The following is a 15919-nucleotide window of genomic DNA, read 5'->3' as shown; positions in this document are numbered from 1 at the left end:
TGGGCGAGAACCCGGACCGTCTGCGTCGGCGCCAGACGGACCGGGTTCTCGCCCGCCCCAGCGATCTCACGCGGGCGTAGGTTGGAGTCAACCCGTTCGAAGGAGCCTCCGATGACCGACATCACCGTGACCCGCAACGACGACGAGTCGCGCTACGAGATCCGCTCCGACGACGTGCTCGCAGGTTTCGCGGAGTTCGACCTGCGCCCCGGATCGATCCGCTTCATCCACACCGAGGTCGACCCGGCGTTCCAGGGCCAGGGGCTGGCGGGAAAGCTGGCATCGGCAGCGCTGACGGATGCCGCAGGACGCGGTGAGGCGATCGTCCCGCTGTGCCCGTACATCGCGAAGTACCTCGAAACGCACGAGATCGCCGGAGCCGAGATCCGCTGGCCGCGGGCGTCGCCGAGCCATGGCGCATCGACGGGCGAAGAGCCGACGGGCCGAGCCGAATGATCGGGCAGCACCGCCTCATCCTCGAGCCCCGCGAGGTGCCGCTGGGCGGAGTGCGCGGCATGAACGTGCTGCGGGCGCTGCCTCACCGCAACCTGCCGACGATCGGCGCCTGGTGCTTCCTGGACCGGTTCGGTCCCGCCGACACAAAGATGCGGGTCGAGCCGCATCCACACATCGGACTGCAGACCGTGACCTGGCCGCTCGTCGGAGAGATCCGCCACCGCGACTCGCTCGGCAGCGACGCCGACCTGCGCCGCGGGCAGCTGAACCTGATGACAGCGGGCGACGGCATCTCGCACTCGGAGTACTCGATCGGTGAAGAACCGGTGCCGCTCGACGCCCTGCAGTTCTGGGTGGTGCTGCCCGACTCGGCCCGCCGCGGTGCCCCCGGCTTCGAACGGCACACCGCGCTGCCGACACTCGCACTCCCGGCCGAAGAGGGAGCAGATGCCGAGGCCACGGTCGTGCTCGGCGAACTCGCCGGGGTGCGTTCGCCCGCCACCGTGCACACCCCGATCGTCGGCGCCGAGGTCGTCATCTCCCCCGGCTCGCGCGTGCGCCTGCCACTGCGTTCCGACTGGGAGCACGCGCTGATGCTCGTCGAAGGCGATGCCGTGGTGGCCGGGCATCCACTCGACCGCAACGGACTGCTCTACCTCGGCGACTCCCGCGATGCGGTCGAGGTGTCGAGCACCGAGGGCGCCCTGCTCTTCCTGCTGGGCGGTGAGCCGTTCGAGGACGACATCGTGATGTGGTGGAATTTCGCCGGACGCACACACGAAGAGATCGTCGAGGCCCGCGAGGAGTGGGAGGCGGCGTCCGACCGTTTCGGAGTCGTGGCCGGGCACGATGTGCGCATACCCGCGCCGCCCCTCCCCCCTGTTCGGCTCATGCCGCGCAGCCGCAAGCTCTGACTCAGCCGCGCTCGGGGGTGTGCACACGCGCGAGGAAGCGCTCGGTGCGCGGCGACGGACCCCGCGGATCCAGCAGCGAGACGACGACCGTGACCGCTGTGGCGAGCGGGATCGTCCATGCGGCGGGCTGCGCGAGATAGGGCGCCGCTGCGCCGATGCCGCCGACCGCCGCGTGCACCAGCAGGGCGAGTCCCGCAGCGCACCCACCCGACACCATTCCGGCCACCGCACCTCGTGCGGTGAGCCCCCGCCACCACACGCCGAGCAGCACGACCGGCGAGAGGGTCGACGCCGCCACCACGAACACGACACCCACGCTCGACCCGAGGCCCGCCGGGGCCGTGAGCAGCGCCACGGCGAGCGGCACCAGGGCACAGAGCACCGCCGACAGCCGGAACGACCGCACGGATCCGGAGAACACGTCCTGGCTGATCACGCCGGCGAGCGACACGACGAGGCCGGCCGATGTCGCCAGGAACGCTGCGAACGCTCCGGCGACGATCAGCGCGGTCAACAGTTCACCGAACGCCCCGGGGAAGACGCGTGAGGGGAGCAGCAGCACCGCCGTGTCCGCGACACCGGGCACCGCCAGGTCCGGAGCGGCGATGCGCGCAAGCAGCCCCATCGTGCTCGACACCGCGTAGAAGGCGCTCACCATGCCGATCACGATCACGGTCGTGCGCCGTGCGGACACCCCGGTCGGACTCGTGTAGAAGCGCACCAGCACGTGCGGTAGACCCATCGTGCCCAGCAGCAGCGCGAGCAGGAGCGAGGCGGTCTCGTAGGCGTCGAACCCCGAGGGCCCGGCCTCGACGGGGAACACCAGCGCCGGATCGAAGTCGTGCGGCCCGCCGCTGAGCGCGAACGCGATGAAGACCACGGGAACGAGGAGCGCGGTGAGCTTGAGCCAGTACTGGAAAGCCTGCACGTAGGTGATGGCGCGCATGCCCCCGGCCGCGACCGCTGCGGCGACGAGCACCGCGACGGTGACGGCGCCCACCCACTCCGGCAGCCCGGCGACCACCAGCAGGGTCAGCCCCGCTCCGTGCAGCTGCGGCACGATGTAGAGCCAGCCGATGACCAGCACCGCGACGCTCGTGACCCGGCGCGCCGACGGCGACTCCAACCGCGCCTCGATGAAGTCCGGGATCGTGTAAGCCCCGCTGCGCCGAAGGGGTGCCGCGACGAATGCCAGGACCAGGAGATAGCCGGCCGCGTAGCCGATGGGGAACCAGAAGCCACGGGCGCCGTCGAGCAGCACGAGGCCGGACAGCCCGAGGAACGTGCCGGCCGAGAGGTACTCGCCGCTGATCGCCGAGGCGTTCCATACCGGCCGCACGGTGCGGGACGCGACGAAGAAGTCGCCGGTCGTGCGCGAGATGCGCAGACCGTAGATGCCGATCAGCAGCGTCGCGACGATCACGAGCGCGACGCCGATGAGGTCGAGCACCGCATTCATTCGCGATCCCGGAGGGCACGATATCGACGTTCGTTGCGCGCTGCGGTGCGCACGTAGAGCACCGCGAACACCACGATGATCGGATAGAACGCGTACGCCTGCAGCAGCCATGACAACGGCAGGCCCCAGACCATGACCTGCCCGATCTCCGGGATGAGCGCGATCGCCAGAGTCAGCGCGATGACGACGATCACGAACCCGGCGACCGTTCCGAGTGCGAGTCGCAGCTGACTGCGCATGAGAGCCCTGGCGTAGACGGCATCCGCCTCGTCGACGGGTGCGCCCGGCAGCGCGATTCCCCGGGTGAAGGCCGCCGGCCGACGATCAGGCAGATCAGCGGTCACCCGCACCCGCACGCGCTTCGGCTTCTCCGTCATCCCCCGACCTCCCCGCGCAACAGGGCATCGCGCACCGCTGGCACCAGGCGTCTGCTCACCGGCAGCGAGACGGCGCCGATCGAGACCGAGGGTTCAGCGCCGGAGAGCCGGGCCTCGGACACGACGGCGATGCGCACGAGCGAGGAGCGATGGATGCGCAGGAACCCGGCGTCCGCCCACCGCGTCTCGAGTTCCGAGATGGGCGCGCGCCAGGTGCCCCGCACCGTCGCCGGTGTGCAACCGGGAATAGTCCCCCTGGGCCTGCACCCAGCGCACCTCGCTGCGACGCACGAACCGCACCACGGATCCGATCGTGACCGGCAGCATCTCGTCGTCACCGGGCGTCGGAGCCTCCGCGACCTCGACCACCCGTCCGACCGCCTGGCGGAGCCGCTCGATGCGCACGGGCTTGAGGAGGTAGTCGGCGGCACGCAGCTCGAACGCCTCCACCGCCCTGGCATCATCGGCGGTCACGAACACGACGGCGGGCGGTTCCGCGAGGGCGAGCAGCGCACGCGCGAGCTCCATCCCGCCGAGCCCCGGCATGTGGATGTCGAGGAATGCGATCCGTACGGCCCGCTCCGACAGCAGCCGCAGGGCTTCCGCACCCGATGATGCGGTGACGATCGCGCCGATGCGCGCGTCCGTGCGCAGCAGATGGACCAGCTCATCCAGGGCGGGTCTCTCGTCGTCCGCGACGAGCACATCGATCGGCTGCACGCTTCTGGTCATGCTCGGCCGTCGCTGTCCGGGTCGTGCTGCGGCTGGGACTTCGGGACCCGCATGCGCACCAGGGTACCGGCGCCCGTGTTCGTCTCGACCACCAGAGCGCCGTCCGCCCCGTAGAGCTGGCGGAGCCGGGTGTCGACGTTGCGGAGTCCCACGTGGACCCCGTCGTCGCCGGCGGTGAGCGTCGCATGAAGAGCCTCGGGGTCCATGCCCACCCCGTCGTCCTCGACCGTGATCTCGGTGTGGGTGCCGTCGTCGCGTGAGGCGATGCGGATCTCCCCTCCCCCTTCGCCGGGCTCGAGCCCGTGACGGACGGCGTTCTCGACCAGCGGCTGCACCGAGAGGAACGGGATGACGGTGGCCAGCGTCTCCGGTGCGATCTGCAGCGTCACGCGCAGACGGTCCCCGAACCGCGCTCGTTCGAGCTCGAGATACGAGTGGATGCTGCCGAGCTCGTCGGCCACCGTCGTGAACTCCCCCTGGCGCCGGAAGGAGTAGCGGGTGAAGTCGGCGAACTCCAGCACCAGCTCGCGCGCGCGTGCGGGGTCGGTGAGCACGAAGGAGGCGATCGCCGTGAGGGCGTTGTAGATGAAATGCGGCGAGATCTGCGCACGCAGCGAGCGCAGCTCCGCCTCGGCCAGCTGCGTCCTGGACGCGTCGAGTCCGCCGAGCTCGACCTGCGCGGCACACCAGTCGGCCACCTCCTCCGAGGCACGCACCAGCGCGGCACGGACGGGCGCCGCGAAGGCGACCACGACGCCGATCACGCGTCCATCGACCAGGATGGGCGCCCCGACGGCCTCGAGGTCGTCGTCGGCACCGGGCGCGGGGAAGACCTGCCTGCGGCCCGACTCCCCGACCCTGGCGGCGATGCGGCGGGCAGCGGATTCCAGTCCGTCGGACGGCCCGTCGAACGACACCGTGCCCTCGGCGCTGACGATCGCGACCGCCGCGCTGCCGAGGAGCACCCGCAGGTGACGCGCGGCCTTGACGACGTCGGGGGCGGACAGTCCAGCGCGCAGATGCGGTGCCGCCAGACTCGCCTGATGCAGCACGGTGAGGGCGGCCTGTTCGGCGTCGCTCCCCAGCTCGGCGGCGCCGCGGGCGAGTCGACGTGCGAGCAGGAGGAGCACCGAGAGGACGATGCCGCCGAGCACGCCGAGGATCGCTGCGAGAACGACGTCGGTCATGGGTTCAGCCTACGGAGCCGCGCACGCCTCAGCAGCAGCGGGCACCGGGGTTGCGATCCTGGTCGTCCATCCGCTGCCGCCAGAACTGCCGCTCGGTCAGCGGCTCCTCGCCGGGATGCACGCGACCGTGATGGGCGACGTACGTCGCGTAGGCGCTGTCGCCCATCAGGGTCGTGATGTACCAGCGGATGCCGCGGCCGGCCCGCACCGCGGCGCTGAGCAGCGTCCGCAGGAGGGTGGTCGCGGCATCCGTCCGACTCGTGGTGTCAGCCATCTCAGTGTCTCGACATCAGTGGGTCGACGCCTTGCGCTCGTCGGCGAGGATCGGCTCCCACTGCTTCTCGAGCTCGCGTTCTTCGGCGCTGGGCAGGAACCCGGCCGGGGCGAAGCGGCGCGAGGCCACGGGTGCGTCCTCGGTGTTCTCGCCACCACCGTTGCGGATCGCCCTGATCGTGACGATCACGGCCGCCACCATCACGATGATCGCCAGGGTCACGAAGATGATCGACAGCGTGCCCTGCACGGCGGTGTTGCGGATGACCGCATCGAGCACCGCCGGCTCGCCGAGCGAGGTGTCTCCGCTGTCGCGGGCGGCGACGTAGCGGAAGTGATTCGCCCAATAGCCGATGGCCGGCACGGGAGAGGCGATCTTGTACAGCGACGCCGTGATCGTGACCACCGCGGTGAAGGCCAGAGGCAGCCCGATGATCCACAGCCACTTGATGTAGCTCTTGCCGCGCTTGGCGACGATGGCCATCACCACGGCGAGCGCGATCGCGGCGAGCAGCTGGTTGGCGATGCCGAACAGCGGGAAGAAGGTGTTGATGCCGCCGAGCGGGTCGGTGACGCCGAGGATGAGGATCGCTCCCCAGCCGGCCACCATGATCGCGGTGCAGATCCACACCCCGGGGCGCCAGGAGACGTCGCGGAACTTGGGGAACCAGGCGCCGATCGAGTCCTGCAGCATGAACCGGGCGACGCGGGTTCCTGCATCGACGGCCGTGAGGATGAACAGCGCCTCGAACATGATCGCGAAGTGGTACCAGAACGCCATGAGGGCCTGGCCACCGAGAGCCTGTTGCATGATGTGCGCGAGGCCGAGCGCCAGGGTGGGGGCACCACCGGTGCGCGAGACGATCGACTCCTCCCCGACAGCCGCTGCCGTGCCTGTGAGCATGTCGGGCGTCAGGTTCACCCCCGTCAGGCCGAGCGAGTTCACGAAGGCCACGGCCCCCTCGACCGTGCCCCCTGTGGCGGCGGTCGGTGCGTTCATCGCGAAGTAGATGCCCTGGTCGATGGAGATCGCGGCGACGAGTGCCATGATCGCGACGAACGACTCCATGAGCATGCCGCCGTAGCCGATGAAGCGCGTCTGACGCTCCTTCTCGATGAGCTTCGGGGTGGTGCCGGAGGCGATCAGGGCGTGGAAGCCCGACAGCGCTCCGCAGGCGATCGTGACGAACAGGAAGGGGAACAGCGGACCGGCGAACACCGGCCCCATGCCGTTCTCACCGAAGATGCTGATGGCGGGGACGGTGATCTCGGGACGGACCAGCACGATGGCCCCGGCGAGCATCACGATCACGCCGATCTTCATGAAGGTCGACAGGTAGTCGCGGGGGGCGAGCAGCAGCCACACCGGGAGCACCGCGGCGATGAAGCCGTAGATGATGATGCCCCAGGCGATCGTGGTGCGGTCGAGGTGGAAGATCGCCTGGCCCCACTCGGTGCCGGCGACCCAGCCCCCGCCGATGATCGCGGCCATGAGCAGCACGAAGCCGATGATCGAGACCTCGGTCACCTTGCCCGGGCGCAGGTAGCGCAGGTACACGCCCATGAACAACGCGATCGGGATGGTCATCGCGACCGAGAAGACGCCCCACGGGCTCTCCCCGAGCGCGTTGACGACGACGAGGGCGAGGATCGCGACGATGATCAGCATGATCAGCAGCGAGGCGATGATCGCGGCGGTTCCACCGATCTTGCCGAGTTCCTGACGGGCCATCTGCCCGATCGTGCGACCACCGCGTCGCATCGAGAAGAAGAGCACCGTGTAGTCCTGCACGGCGCCTGCGAGCACGACGCCGACGATGATCCAGATCGTGCCGGGGAGGTACCCCATCTGCGCCGCGAGCACGGGGCCGACGAGCGGGCCGGCACCGGCGATCGCGGCGAAGTGGTGACCGTAGAGCACCCGGCGGTCGGTGGGGACGTAGTCCTTGCCGTCCTGCTTCACCTCGGCGGGGGTGGCCCGGCGGTCATCGGGTCGGGTGATGTACTTCTCGATCACCTTGGAGTAGAACCGGTAGCCGATCAGGTACGTGCAGACCGCGGCGAACACGAACCAGATCGCGTTGACCGTCTCGCCGCGGACGATCGCGAGCATGGTCCAGGCGACGGCACCCAGCAGGGCGATCGCGGCCCACAGGATGATCTTCGGCAGGGTCCAGCGGTTCGCCTTCTCGTGGTGCTCTTCGGTGAGGGCCACGGGAGGGAGGTTCGGGTCGGTGACGATGATGGGCTCGTCGTCGACGAGTCCGGCGCCGTCGCGGCGGCGCGACGAAGGTGCGGTCATGGGGGTCTCCTCGGGATACGCGACGTTGCGTTCCCCCACGTTAGGAAGATCCCGCTCCCGACATGACCGCTCGCCGCGGTTGCTGCGACGAGCGGCGCGGATGGCGCGATGAACGGATACCGGGGATGTCCGTTCGCCCCGCCGCATCAGGCCCTCCCGCCACATCAGGCGGCTGCCTCGCGAATCGGCCTGTCTCCGCGGGATCGCCTGTTTCCGAGCGCCACGCACACGACGCCCCGCGGAAGGGAGACCGCGGGGCGTCGTGTGTGTGTGGAGGGGCTACTCCGGCTTCGCCGTCTCCGGCGCACTCGTCGGAGGCGCGCCCGTCCGTGATGCCTCGGGTGCCGGGGTCTCCGGTGCCGGGGTCTCCGGTGCCTTCGTCTCCGGTGCCGGGGCCTCCGGTGCCTTCGTCTCGGGCGCCGGAGTCTCCGGAGCCTTCGCCGCCGGCACGTCGACCGTCAGGACGGTGCGCACGTCGGATTCGCCGTACTGCACGACCCCGAGGTAGCGGGTGCCGGCGGTCAGGCCGGTCCAGCCGAGGTTGTACGACGTCTTCTTGCCGCGCACCGCGGCGAGCGGGTTCGGCGTTGCCGTGAGGTCACCCTCGCCGTCGGCCAGCACGTTGGCGTAGGTCATGTCCCACGTCATCGCGCCCGTCGTCGAGTAGATGTTCGCCACCACCAGGTAGGTTCCGGCCTTAGGCGACGGGATCGTGACCTGTTCGTCCGCCGAGCCGGTGGCCGAACGCCAGCGCTCGTAGTACTGCAGGTCGTCCGGGCTCACCACCCGGTACACGGTGAGGTCGAGGTCGCTGCCCTTGTCGTCCGACGAATCGAGGTCGAAACGCGAGAGGGTCGTGCCCTCGGGTACGTTCACGATCCACGAGACGTCCTTGTTGGCGTCGCCCGACTTCTCGTCACCCGAGTGCCCCTCGACGGGGTTGTCCGCGTCGGCGAGCAGTTCGAACGGCGTCAGACCCGAGAGTCCGAGCGCGAGGTCACCGGTGAGACCGGGGGTGATCTCGACAGCGGTGCTGCCGTCGACGCCACTGCCCGTGACCTCGGCCGGCGCATCGGCCGTGACCGGGAACAGCGCGATCGGCGAGCGCACCGAGTTCTTCGCACTCGTCCAGGTGAGCGAACCGGTGGCCCACTGCTCCACCGGAGCCGTGGCGTTGTCGAAGGTCACCGTGAACGTCTTGGTCTGGCCCGGACGGTCGAACTTCAACTGCTGCGGCGTGACCTTGACGTTCACTCCGGGCACCGAGGCCTTGGCCGTGAAGGTGCCCTTCTCGGTCGAGGTCACCGTGCGGGTGACGGTCTGTGCGCTGGTCAGGGAGCCGATCGAGATCGACGCCTGGTTCAGATCGCTGCCGTCGATGGGGTCGATGCCGGGGAAGTCCGACAGTCCCTTCCCGTCGAGGAACGCCGCCCAGTCCTTCACACCGTTGAGGTAGAGCAGACCCGGGTTCAGGTAGCGCTTCGGGTCGACCTGGCCTGCACCCTGCTCGAACGGATTCGTGTTCTTCGATCCGTCGGGCAGCACGGTGTCGTAGGCGGTGGTCATCATCGCCGACTTGATCTCCGCTGGCGTCGCCTTGGGGTGCTCGCCGAGGTAGAGCGCGGCGAGGCCGGCCACGTGCGGGGAGGCCATCGACGTGCCGGAGAGGATGCCGAACGTCGGCTTCTCCCCCGGAGCGTTCTCGGTCGCCGCGAGGATCGCGACACCGGGAGCCGCGACATCCGGCTTCATCACGTCGCTGCCGTCGGCCAGCATGGGCCCGCGGCTCGAGAAGCCCGCGATCTGCGGGGTCGGGGTGACGACGCCGGTGGTGTTCTCACCCACGAGGGTGATGGGACGATCCACGCCGCCCTGCACATACGCGAGCACGGCCGCGCGGTGCACGGCGTTCAGGTGCACGGTCGGCACCGCGTGGAAGTCGTTGTCGAGCGAGTCGGCGCCGCCGGGCACGTTCACGAGCACCATGCCCATGCCGCCGGCGTCCTTCACGACCTGCGACTTCTCGGCGCGGGCGTTGCTGCCACGGTCGCAGACCACGATGTGTCCGGCGACCTTGGCAGGATCGAGGGTGCCGGGCAGGCAGAGCTGCGGGGTGACGGCGCCCGCCGCCGCGGCGTCGACTGCGGCGATCGACGGGCCGGTGACCTTCTGACCGAACGGCACGCTCACCGAGGCTCCGGCCTGCGCGAACCCGTCGAACTGCACGGTGCCCTCCCAGGTCGGGATGGTCGATGCGGCCACCGTGGTGTACCAGGGCGAGGCGTGGTCGGCCGTGACCGGGTCAGGTCCGTCGTTGCCGGCGCTCGTCGCCACGAAGACGCCTGCTGCTGCGGCGTTGAAGAACGCGAGGTCCTCCGGAGCCATCACGGTGCTCGCAGCTCCGCCGCCGATGGAGTAGTTGATCACGTCGACACCGTCGGCGACGGCCTGGTCGATCGCGGCGATCAGGTCGCTCTGCGCGCAGATGTCGTCGGTGGTGACCGTCGTGTCGGGGCCGACGTAGCAGGCCTTGTACGCCGAGATCTTCGCTGCCGGGGCGACACCCGAGATCGTGCCGAAATCGACGTTCTCGATGCTGGCCTTGACCTTGAAGTTGCCCGCCGCCGTGCTCGCGGTGTGCGAGCCGTGGCCGTCGCCGTCACGCGGCGAGAGGTAGTCGTACTGGAAGTCGAAGCCGGCGGCCTCGGCCCCGGCGTAGAAGTACTGTCCGCCGATGAGCTTCGAGGAGTAGTCGCTGGTGTCCCAGTCCTGACCCTCGACCATCGCGGCCTGGAACTGCCCGCCGTCGGACTTGTCGAAGTAGACGTAGGTGCCGTCGGTGTAGGGCTGCCCGCCCTTGTTGCGGTTGTGCTGCTTCTTCTGCTTCTTGATCTTCTTCCCCTCGAAGGAGGGGTGCTCGGGGGCGATGCCGGTGTCGATCACACCGATGACGACGCCCTCTCCGGCGGTCGCGACCCCTCCGGTCTGCTGCCACACTCCGCCCTTGCCCTTGCGGTCGTCGCCGAGGCCGAGGTAGTCGGTCGAGCTCTGCGCGTCGGGGTGACGGATCTCATCCGGGTAGACGCCGAGGACGTCCTTCGAGGCGCGGAGCGCATCGACCTGCTCGCCGCTGAGGTCGGCGCTGAAGCCGTTGAGGACGACCTGATAGGTGGTGTCCGGCGTGACCCCGATGTCGCTGACGAGGTCTTCCTGCTCGGTCTGGAGATGTTCGACGTAGCGCTGCGAATCCTGCGACTGCGTCTCGAGCTGGTCGCCTTCGGCGGGCTTGGTGGCCTTCAGACCCTTGACGTCGCCCTCGTAGGTGGCGAGCGGATCCGACTTCATCACCACGATGTAGTGCCCTGGTGTGCCTGCGACGGGGACGGGGTGCGTCACCTCCTCCGTCGCGTAGCCCGCGGTTGCCGTCGATGCGATGAACAGCGTGGCCAGGGTGGTGGCTGCCGCCATCCGGAGGGGTGTTCGACCCATGTGGTGCTCCCGATGATCACGGTGCGGCCCTCTTGCTGCACCGCGGCCAACATATGCCCGACCCTGGCGATTCTCAGGAAGTCTGGCCGATCGGTCACCCGGCATTCGCCGATCGGCCAGGGTTATCCACGGCCGCCCTCGCGATACGTCGACAGTAAGCTGGAGAGGTGGCCCGCACCTCTGTCCTGACGACCCGCGTCCTGCTCGTATGCGCGGCCATCGGGGTCGCCACGGGCATCCTCGCCGGTATAGCCGGGTGGGTGACTCCGGTGCTGCTGGCGAGCCCCCTGCTGTTCCTCTACGGCCTGGTCCTCGGCTCGCACGTGCTGCCGGGCATCATCGCGCAGGAGGTGCTGCGCCTCCCGCTCGTCGCGCTGATCACCCATGTGTTCGCCGCTCTGATCGCGAGCGCCTTCAACCCGGCCTGGGCGCTGCGGTTCATCGGCACCGCTCTGCTGTTCGGCCTGATCCAGGAGGGGGTGGCCGCCCTCACCCGCTACCGCTCCTGGGGCCCGTGGCGCTTCTTCCTCTCGGCGGCGATCATCGGCGTCTTCGTGGCGGTCGTGGTGTTCTTCGCCGCCCACCTCTCGGTGATGCCGCTGTGGGCGCAGATCCTCTACCTCGCGATCTCGGTGCTCGGGCCGATCGCGTGGACAGCCATCGGCCTCGCGATCGGCTCGGCACTCAGCCGCGCCGGCGTCGCCCGCCGCTAGGCACTCCGCCCAGCCGCCGCGCGACGGCGCCCGAAACCGAGCTCACGAGCGCCTCGAGTGGACCGCGACGCTTCAGCGCCGCCAGGATCGCGCCGATGACGATCGCGCCAAGGATGTGGACACCGAGGATCGCCGGCCCCAGGTACCACCACGGGAGATCCGTCGACGCGTCGACCGCACCGGAGAGCAGCACGAACGAGGTGGCCGCCGCGGCGAGCACGTGCACCGTGTAGACCGTGAGCGGAGCGGCCCCCGCCGCCCTGACGGGCTCGAGCACGCGAAGCGCGGACTTGGGGAGGACTCCGGCGAGGAACAGCATGCTCGCGATGACGAAGAGTGCGATGCCGACCCCGCGCAGGATGTCGAGGGTCGTCCCCGTGTGCGGCGTCTGCAGCACGAGCGCCCACCACTGCGGAGAGAGTGGAGCGCCGAAGCCCGGCGTGCCGATGATGCTCTCGGTGGCGGCAGCCGCCTCGGGCGGCAGGGTCGCGACGAGGACCGCGCGCCCGAAGAACTCGTAGACGAGGGCGCTGGTCGACACGGCGAACACGGCGAGGAAGGCGCCGATGCCGGCCGTCCACGCGAGGAATCGCTTCTCCGTCCCGTTGCGCCGAGCGGCGATCAGCAGTGTGGCGACGGCCATCCCGACGAGAACGTAGACGATCCAGGTCACGACGGGATAGGTGCCGGTGACGAAGATCGCGCGCAGCGCCACGGCCGGCTCCCCCCACTGCGGCCAGGACACTCCGCCGCCCTCACCGATGACCCCCAGGGCCTGTCGCAGGAAGGCGTTGAGGATCGGCCCCGCGATCGCGAGGATCGCCGCGGAGACGAGCAACCAGCGCGGACTCACCCTGAGGAACGGGATACTGCACAGCATGGCGACACCGAAGTAGACGAGGACGACCACGATGCTTCCCGGCGCCAGGGCGAGCGTCGCCCCGATGAGGATGACGAGCACACCCCGCACAGCCATCGCCCACCGTGCGGCGGCGACGTGGCCGCGTTCCAGGTAGGAGCGGGTGGCGAGCACGACGCTGATCCCGCCGACGACGGCGAACAGGGTCGAGGCGTTCCCGTCGACGATGGTCGACACGCCTTCGACGTGGCCTGGCAGGCCGGCCGGCGGGAGCAGGTGGGCGCAGAACATGCCGATGATCGCCAGGAAGCGCGCGAAGTCGATGCCGACCATCCGGCCGAGCTCGCCGCGACGACGTGCCGCATCCGACTCGGGTGGAGGCGTCGGCTGCTCCCTCCGCGCCGTACGGTGCGGTCGGGCGATCGTGTGCGTGTTCGTGTCTTGTGGCACGGTGCTCCCTCGTTCCTGCGGCGCCCGGTCGGCGCCTCTACGACGATGCCGGTTCTTCGGCCGCTCCACGTCCGTCCACCGGATGATCGATGTCATCCGCCGGAGGGCTTCTGTGCGCGTGGATAATCAGGTAAGGCTCAGCTAAGTTAGAAGGGTACGATCCGCCGACCCGGGACTCCGCCGTGCGCCCATCCGCGCCCCTGCTGAGCGTGCGTGACCTCTCCCTCACCCACGCCGATGCGGCGCACCCCTCTCCGCGTGATGTGACCTTCGACATCGATGCAGGAGAGGTCGTGCTCCTGCTCGGGCCCTCCGGTTCGGGCAAGTCGACGCTCACCCTCGCCCTCAACGGGCTCATCCCGCACGCCCTCCCCACAGCCATGATCGGCACGGTGGAGGCCGGCGGCATCGACACGGCGAGCGCTCCGACCGCGACGCTGAGCACCCGCGTGGCGATGGTGTTCCAAGACCCCGATGCGCAGATCGTCACCGGCAGTGTGTACGACGAGGTCGCGTTCGGCCCCGAGAACCTGCGACTGCCGCTCGACGTGGTGGAGAGTCGCGTCGAGGAGGCACTGCGCCGCGTCGGGCTCTGGGAACGGCGCACGGTGAACCCCGACCACCTCTCCGGCGGCGGACGGCAGCGACTCGCGATCGCCGGTGCCCTCGCGATGGGCTCACCCCTCATCGTGCTCGACGAACCGACCGCGAACCTCGATGCCCAGGGCATCGACGACGTGTACGCCGCGCTCGCTGAGGTGGTCGCTGCGGGTGACCGCGCCATCCTGCTCGTGGAGCACAACCTCGATGCGGCTATGTCGTTCGTCACGCGGACGATCGTGCTCGACCGCGAGGGTCGGGTGGCTTTCGACGGACCGGCGGCCGAGATCATCCGCGAGAACGCCGACGAGCTGGTCCGGATGGGCGTGTGGGTTCCGGCCGCCACCCTGACGGCGCTCCGACTCCGGGGTCAGGGGTTCACACTCGATCCGCTGCCGCTGTCTCCCCCGGAACTCGCCGTCGCACTCGAAGGTCAGCCGGTCTCGTCCCTGCCATCGAGCCAGACGACGTCGTCGAGCCGCACGACGTCGTCCGCCTCGACGACGAAGAGCGACGCCACGACACGGGTCGAGCCGATCATCCGCGCGCGAGAGCTGACGGTGCGCCGGCGTCGTGCCGAGATCCTCCACAGTGTCGACCTCGACCTTGCCCCCGGCAGTCTCACGGCAATCGTGGGTGCGAACGGGGCGGGCAAGACCACGCTGATCCAGGCACTCGCGGGCGTCGTACCGCCACCGCGTGGACAGGTGTCGGTCGACGGCATCGACCCGGGGACCGCGTCTCCCCGCGACCTCGCCGCACGGATCGGGTTCGTGTTCCAGAATCCCGAGCACCAGTTCATCGCCCCGACGGTGTTCGACGAGCTCGCCCATGGGCTGCGGCTGCGCCATGTGCCCGACGCCGAGATCACGGCGAGAGTCGACGAGATGCTCACGCGCTTCGGACTCGAGCACAAGACGGACGTGCATCCGTTCTTGCTCTCGGGCGGTGAGAAGCGGCGCCTGTCGGTGGGCACGGCGCTGATCACCCGGCCCCGTGTGCTGGCGCTCGATGAGCCGACCTTCGGACAGGACCGTGCGAGAGCCGCTGAGCTGCTCGATCTGCTGCAGGAGCTGCGCGCGGACGGGACGACCATCCTGATCGTCACGCACGACCTGCAGTTGGTGGCCGAGCACGCCAGCCACGTCGTGCTCCTCGCCGAGGGTCGGGTGCGGGCGACCGGGCCCACCGCCGCGCTCCTGCAGGACGAACTGCTGTTCACGGATGCAGGGCTGCAGCTGCCGGCCCTGCAACGCGTGCTGGCGTCCGCCGGCCTCGGGGTGAGCTCATGACCGCGACGACGTTCGACCCCTATGCACGCATGACGGCGACGTCGCGCCGGCAGTTCCTCTACACACTGAATCCGCTCGCGAAAGTCGCCGGCTTCGCACCAGCGATGGTGCTGCTCGTCTTCGTACGGGATCTGGCGACCCCCGCCGCGTTCCTGGTGCTCGCCTATGCGCTGATCCTGGTCGGCGCGCGTCTCACCGTGCGGCTCCTCGCCCTGCTGCTGCTCGCTCTCCCCGCCGGGATGCTCCTGATCGGCATCGGCTTCTCCCTGTGGGTCGACACCGGACTGGTCCACGACTCCACTCCGGTCGTGCGCATCGGGGACTGGACGCTCTACAGCGGGGCCCTGCTCCTCGGCTTCGCGACAGCGCTGCGGCTCGGCTCGATCGTCGCTCTCGCGCTCGTCGGCGGGCTCACCACCAGCGGGCCCGACCTGGTGCGGGCCAGTGTGCAGCAGCTGCGGGTACCGTATCGGATCGGCTACACGGCCTTGGCGGCCTTCCGTTTCGTGCCGCGGTTCGGGCATGAGCTCTCCGTGATCAGGGCGGCCCATCGGGTGCGCGGGTATCACGGCGGTCGCGGTCCGTTCGCGCGCATCGCCCGGGGGTGGGGGTACATCGTGCCGCTGCTCGCCGGCGCGATCCGCCACGCCGAGCGCGTCGCGTTGGCGATGGACTCGCGGGCGTTCGGTGCACATCCGACGCGCACCGAGCGGCACCTGGTCCCGTTCCGGACGCGAGACACCGTCTTCACGGTCGCGACCCTGCTGGCCTCTGCAGCCATCTTCGTCGTCTTCTTCCCCTGGCAGCTTCCCTGAA

Annotated in this window: 12 protein-coding genes and 1 pseudogene; 5 read left to right on the top strand and 8 right to left on the bottom strand. The window is 69.6% G+C overall.

The window, feature by feature from the left end:
• Window positions 1-111 precede the first annotated feature (111 nt).
• Window positions 112-456 (top strand): GNAT family N-acetyltransferase, encoded by a 345-nt coding sequence (locus tag HDC31_RS15860; RefSeq protein ID WP_058632153.1) that lies wholly within the window; start codon window positions 112-114, stop codon window positions 454-456.
• Complete coding sequence (locus HDC31_RS15855; protein WP_058632152.1) at window positions 453-1370, top strand: pirin family protein; 918 nt, start codon at window positions 453-455, stop codon at window positions 1368-1370. The genes HDC31_RS15860 and HDC31_RS15855 overlap by 4 nt, the downstream gene beginning before the upstream one ends.
• 1 nt (window position 1371) lies before the next feature.
• Here HDC31_RS15855 and HDC31_RS15850 read toward each other — a convergent pair whose 3' ends face one another.
• The 7 genes and pseudogenes from HDC31_RS15850 to HDC31_RS15820 form a co-directional block, all read right to left on the bottom strand.
• Complete coding sequence (locus HDC31_RS15850) at window positions 1372-2829, bottom strand: cation acetate symporter (RefSeq protein WP_046746620.1); 1458 nt, start codon at window positions 2827-2829, stop codon at window positions 1372-1374.
• Window positions 2826-3206, bottom strand: coding sequence for a hypothetical protein (locus tag HDC31_RS15845; protein ID WP_046746619.1), 381 nt, complete (start codon window positions 3204-3206; stop codon window positions 2826-2828). Before HDC31_RS15845 ends, HDC31_RS15850 begins: the two co-directional genes overlap by 4 nt.
• Window positions 3203-3938 (bottom strand): annotated as a pseudogene (locus HDC31_RS15840) (LytR/AlgR family response regulator transcription factor). Before HDC31_RS15840 ends, HDC31_RS15845 begins: the two are co-directional and overlap by 4 nt.
• Entirely contained in the window at window positions 3935-5125 is a 1191-nt protein-coding gene (locus HDC31_RS15835; RefSeq protein ID WP_179516327.1) for a sensor histidine kinase, read from the bottom strand. The pseudogene HDC31_RS15840 and the gene HDC31_RS15835 overlap by 4 nt, the downstream one beginning before the upstream one ends.
• Before the next feature lie 28 nt (window positions 5126-5153).
• The gene (locus HDC31_RS15830) at window positions 5154-5399 is read right to left on the bottom strand and encodes a YbdD/YjiX family protein (protein ID WP_046746616.1); all 246 of its coding nucleotides are present in this window, start codon (window positions 5397-5399) and stop codon (window positions 5154-5156) included.
• A 15-nt stretch (window positions 5400-5414) separates the two neighbouring features.
• Complete coding sequence (locus HDC31_RS15825) at window positions 5415-7700, bottom strand: carbon starvation CstA family protein (RefSeq protein WP_058632149.1); 2286 nt, start codon at window positions 7698-7700, stop codon at window positions 5415-5417.
• A gap of 279 nt (window positions 7701-7979) precedes the next feature.
• Window positions 7980-11189, bottom strand: coding sequence for a S8 family serine peptidase (locus HDC31_RS15820; RefSeq protein ID WP_179516326.1), 3210 nt, complete (start codon window positions 11187-11189; stop codon window positions 7980-7982).
• A gap of 167 nt (window positions 11190-11356) precedes the next feature.
• Between HDC31_RS15820 and HDC31_RS15815 the strand changes: the two genes are divergently transcribed.
• The gene (locus HDC31_RS15815; RefSeq protein ID WP_045264328.1) at window positions 11357-11902 is read left to right on the top strand and encodes an ECF transporter S component; all 546 of its coding nucleotides are present in this window, start codon (window positions 11357-11359) and stop codon (window positions 11900-11902) included.
• On the opposite strand, the gene HDC31_RS15810 is transcribed toward HDC31_RS15815, so the two are convergent.
• Window positions 11874-13211: a heparan-alpha-glucosaminide N-acetyltransferase domain-containing protein gene (locus HDC31_RS15810; RefSeq protein ID WP_082682648.1), complete on the bottom strand. Its 1338-nt coding sequence runs from the start codon at window positions 13209-13211 to the stop codon at window positions 11874-11876. The two genes, HDC31_RS15815 and HDC31_RS15810, sit on opposite strands and share 29 nt — an antisense overlap.
• Window positions 13212-13393: 182 nt before the next feature.
• On the opposite strand from HDC31_RS15810, the gene HDC31_RS15805 reads away from it, so the two are divergent.
• Together HDC31_RS15805 and HDC31_RS15800 are read left to right on the top strand one after the other, a co-directional pair.
• The gene (locus HDC31_RS15805) at window positions 13394-15103 is read left to right on the top strand and encodes an ABC transporter ATP-binding protein (RefSeq protein WP_113681035.1); all 1710 of its coding nucleotides are present in this window, start codon (window positions 13394-13396) and stop codon (window positions 15101-15103) included.
• Window positions 15100-15918, top strand: coding sequence for an energy-coupling factor transporter transmembrane component T (locus HDC31_RS15800; RefSeq protein ID WP_058632145.1), 819 nt, complete (start codon window positions 15100-15102; stop codon window positions 15916-15918). Before HDC31_RS15805 ends, HDC31_RS15800 begins: the two co-directional genes overlap by 4 nt.
• Window position 15919: the final 1 nt, after the last annotated feature.

The organism is Microbacterium sp. JAI119, assembly GCF_013410135.1.
GTDB lineage: Bacteria > Actinomycetota > Actinomycetes > Actinomycetales > Microbacteriaceae > Microbacterium > Microbacterium oxydans.
Note: the sequence above shows the minus strand (reverse complement) of the source record. Positions and strands in the feature narration are given on the sequence as shown.

Excerpts from the sequence above, each read along its gene's own strand:
- HDC31_RS15845 (WP_046746619.1), bottom strand. The coding sequence starts at position 3,206 with ATGACGGAGAAGCCGAAGCGCGTGCGGGTGCGGGTGACCGCTGATCTG.
- HDC31_RS15820 (WP_179516326.1), bottom strand. The coding sequence starts at position 11,189 with ATGGGTCGAACACCCCTCCGGATGGCGGCAGCCACCACCCTGGCCACG.
- HDC31_RS15800 (WP_058632145.1), top strand. The coding sequence starts at position 15,100 with ATGACCGCGACGACGTTCGACCCCTATGCACGCATGACGGCGACGTCG.
- HDC31_RS15830 (WP_046746616.1), bottom strand. The coding sequence starts at position 5,399 with ATGGCTGACACCACGAGTCGGACGGATGCCGCGACCACCCTCCTGCGG.
- HDC31_RS15850 (WP_046746620.1), bottom strand. The coding sequence starts at position 2,829 with ATGAATGCGGTGCTCGACCTCATCGGCGTCGCGCTCGTGATCGTCGCG.
- HDC31_RS15860 (WP_058632153.1), top strand. The coding sequence starts at position 112 with ATGACCGACATCACCGTGACCCGCAACGACGACGAGTCGCGCTACGAG.
- HDC31_RS15835 (WP_179516327.1), bottom strand. The coding sequence starts at position 5,125 with ATGACCGACGTCGTTCTCGCAGCGATCCTCGGCGTGCTCGGCGGCATC.
- HDC31_RS15855 (WP_058632152.1), top strand. The coding sequence starts at position 453 with ATGATCGGGCAGCACCGCCTCATCCTCGAGCCCCGCGAGGTGCCGCTG.
- HDC31_RS15825 (WP_058632149.1), bottom strand. The coding sequence starts at position 7,700 with ATGACCGCACCTTCGTCGCGCCGCCGCGACGGCGCCGGACTCGTCGAC.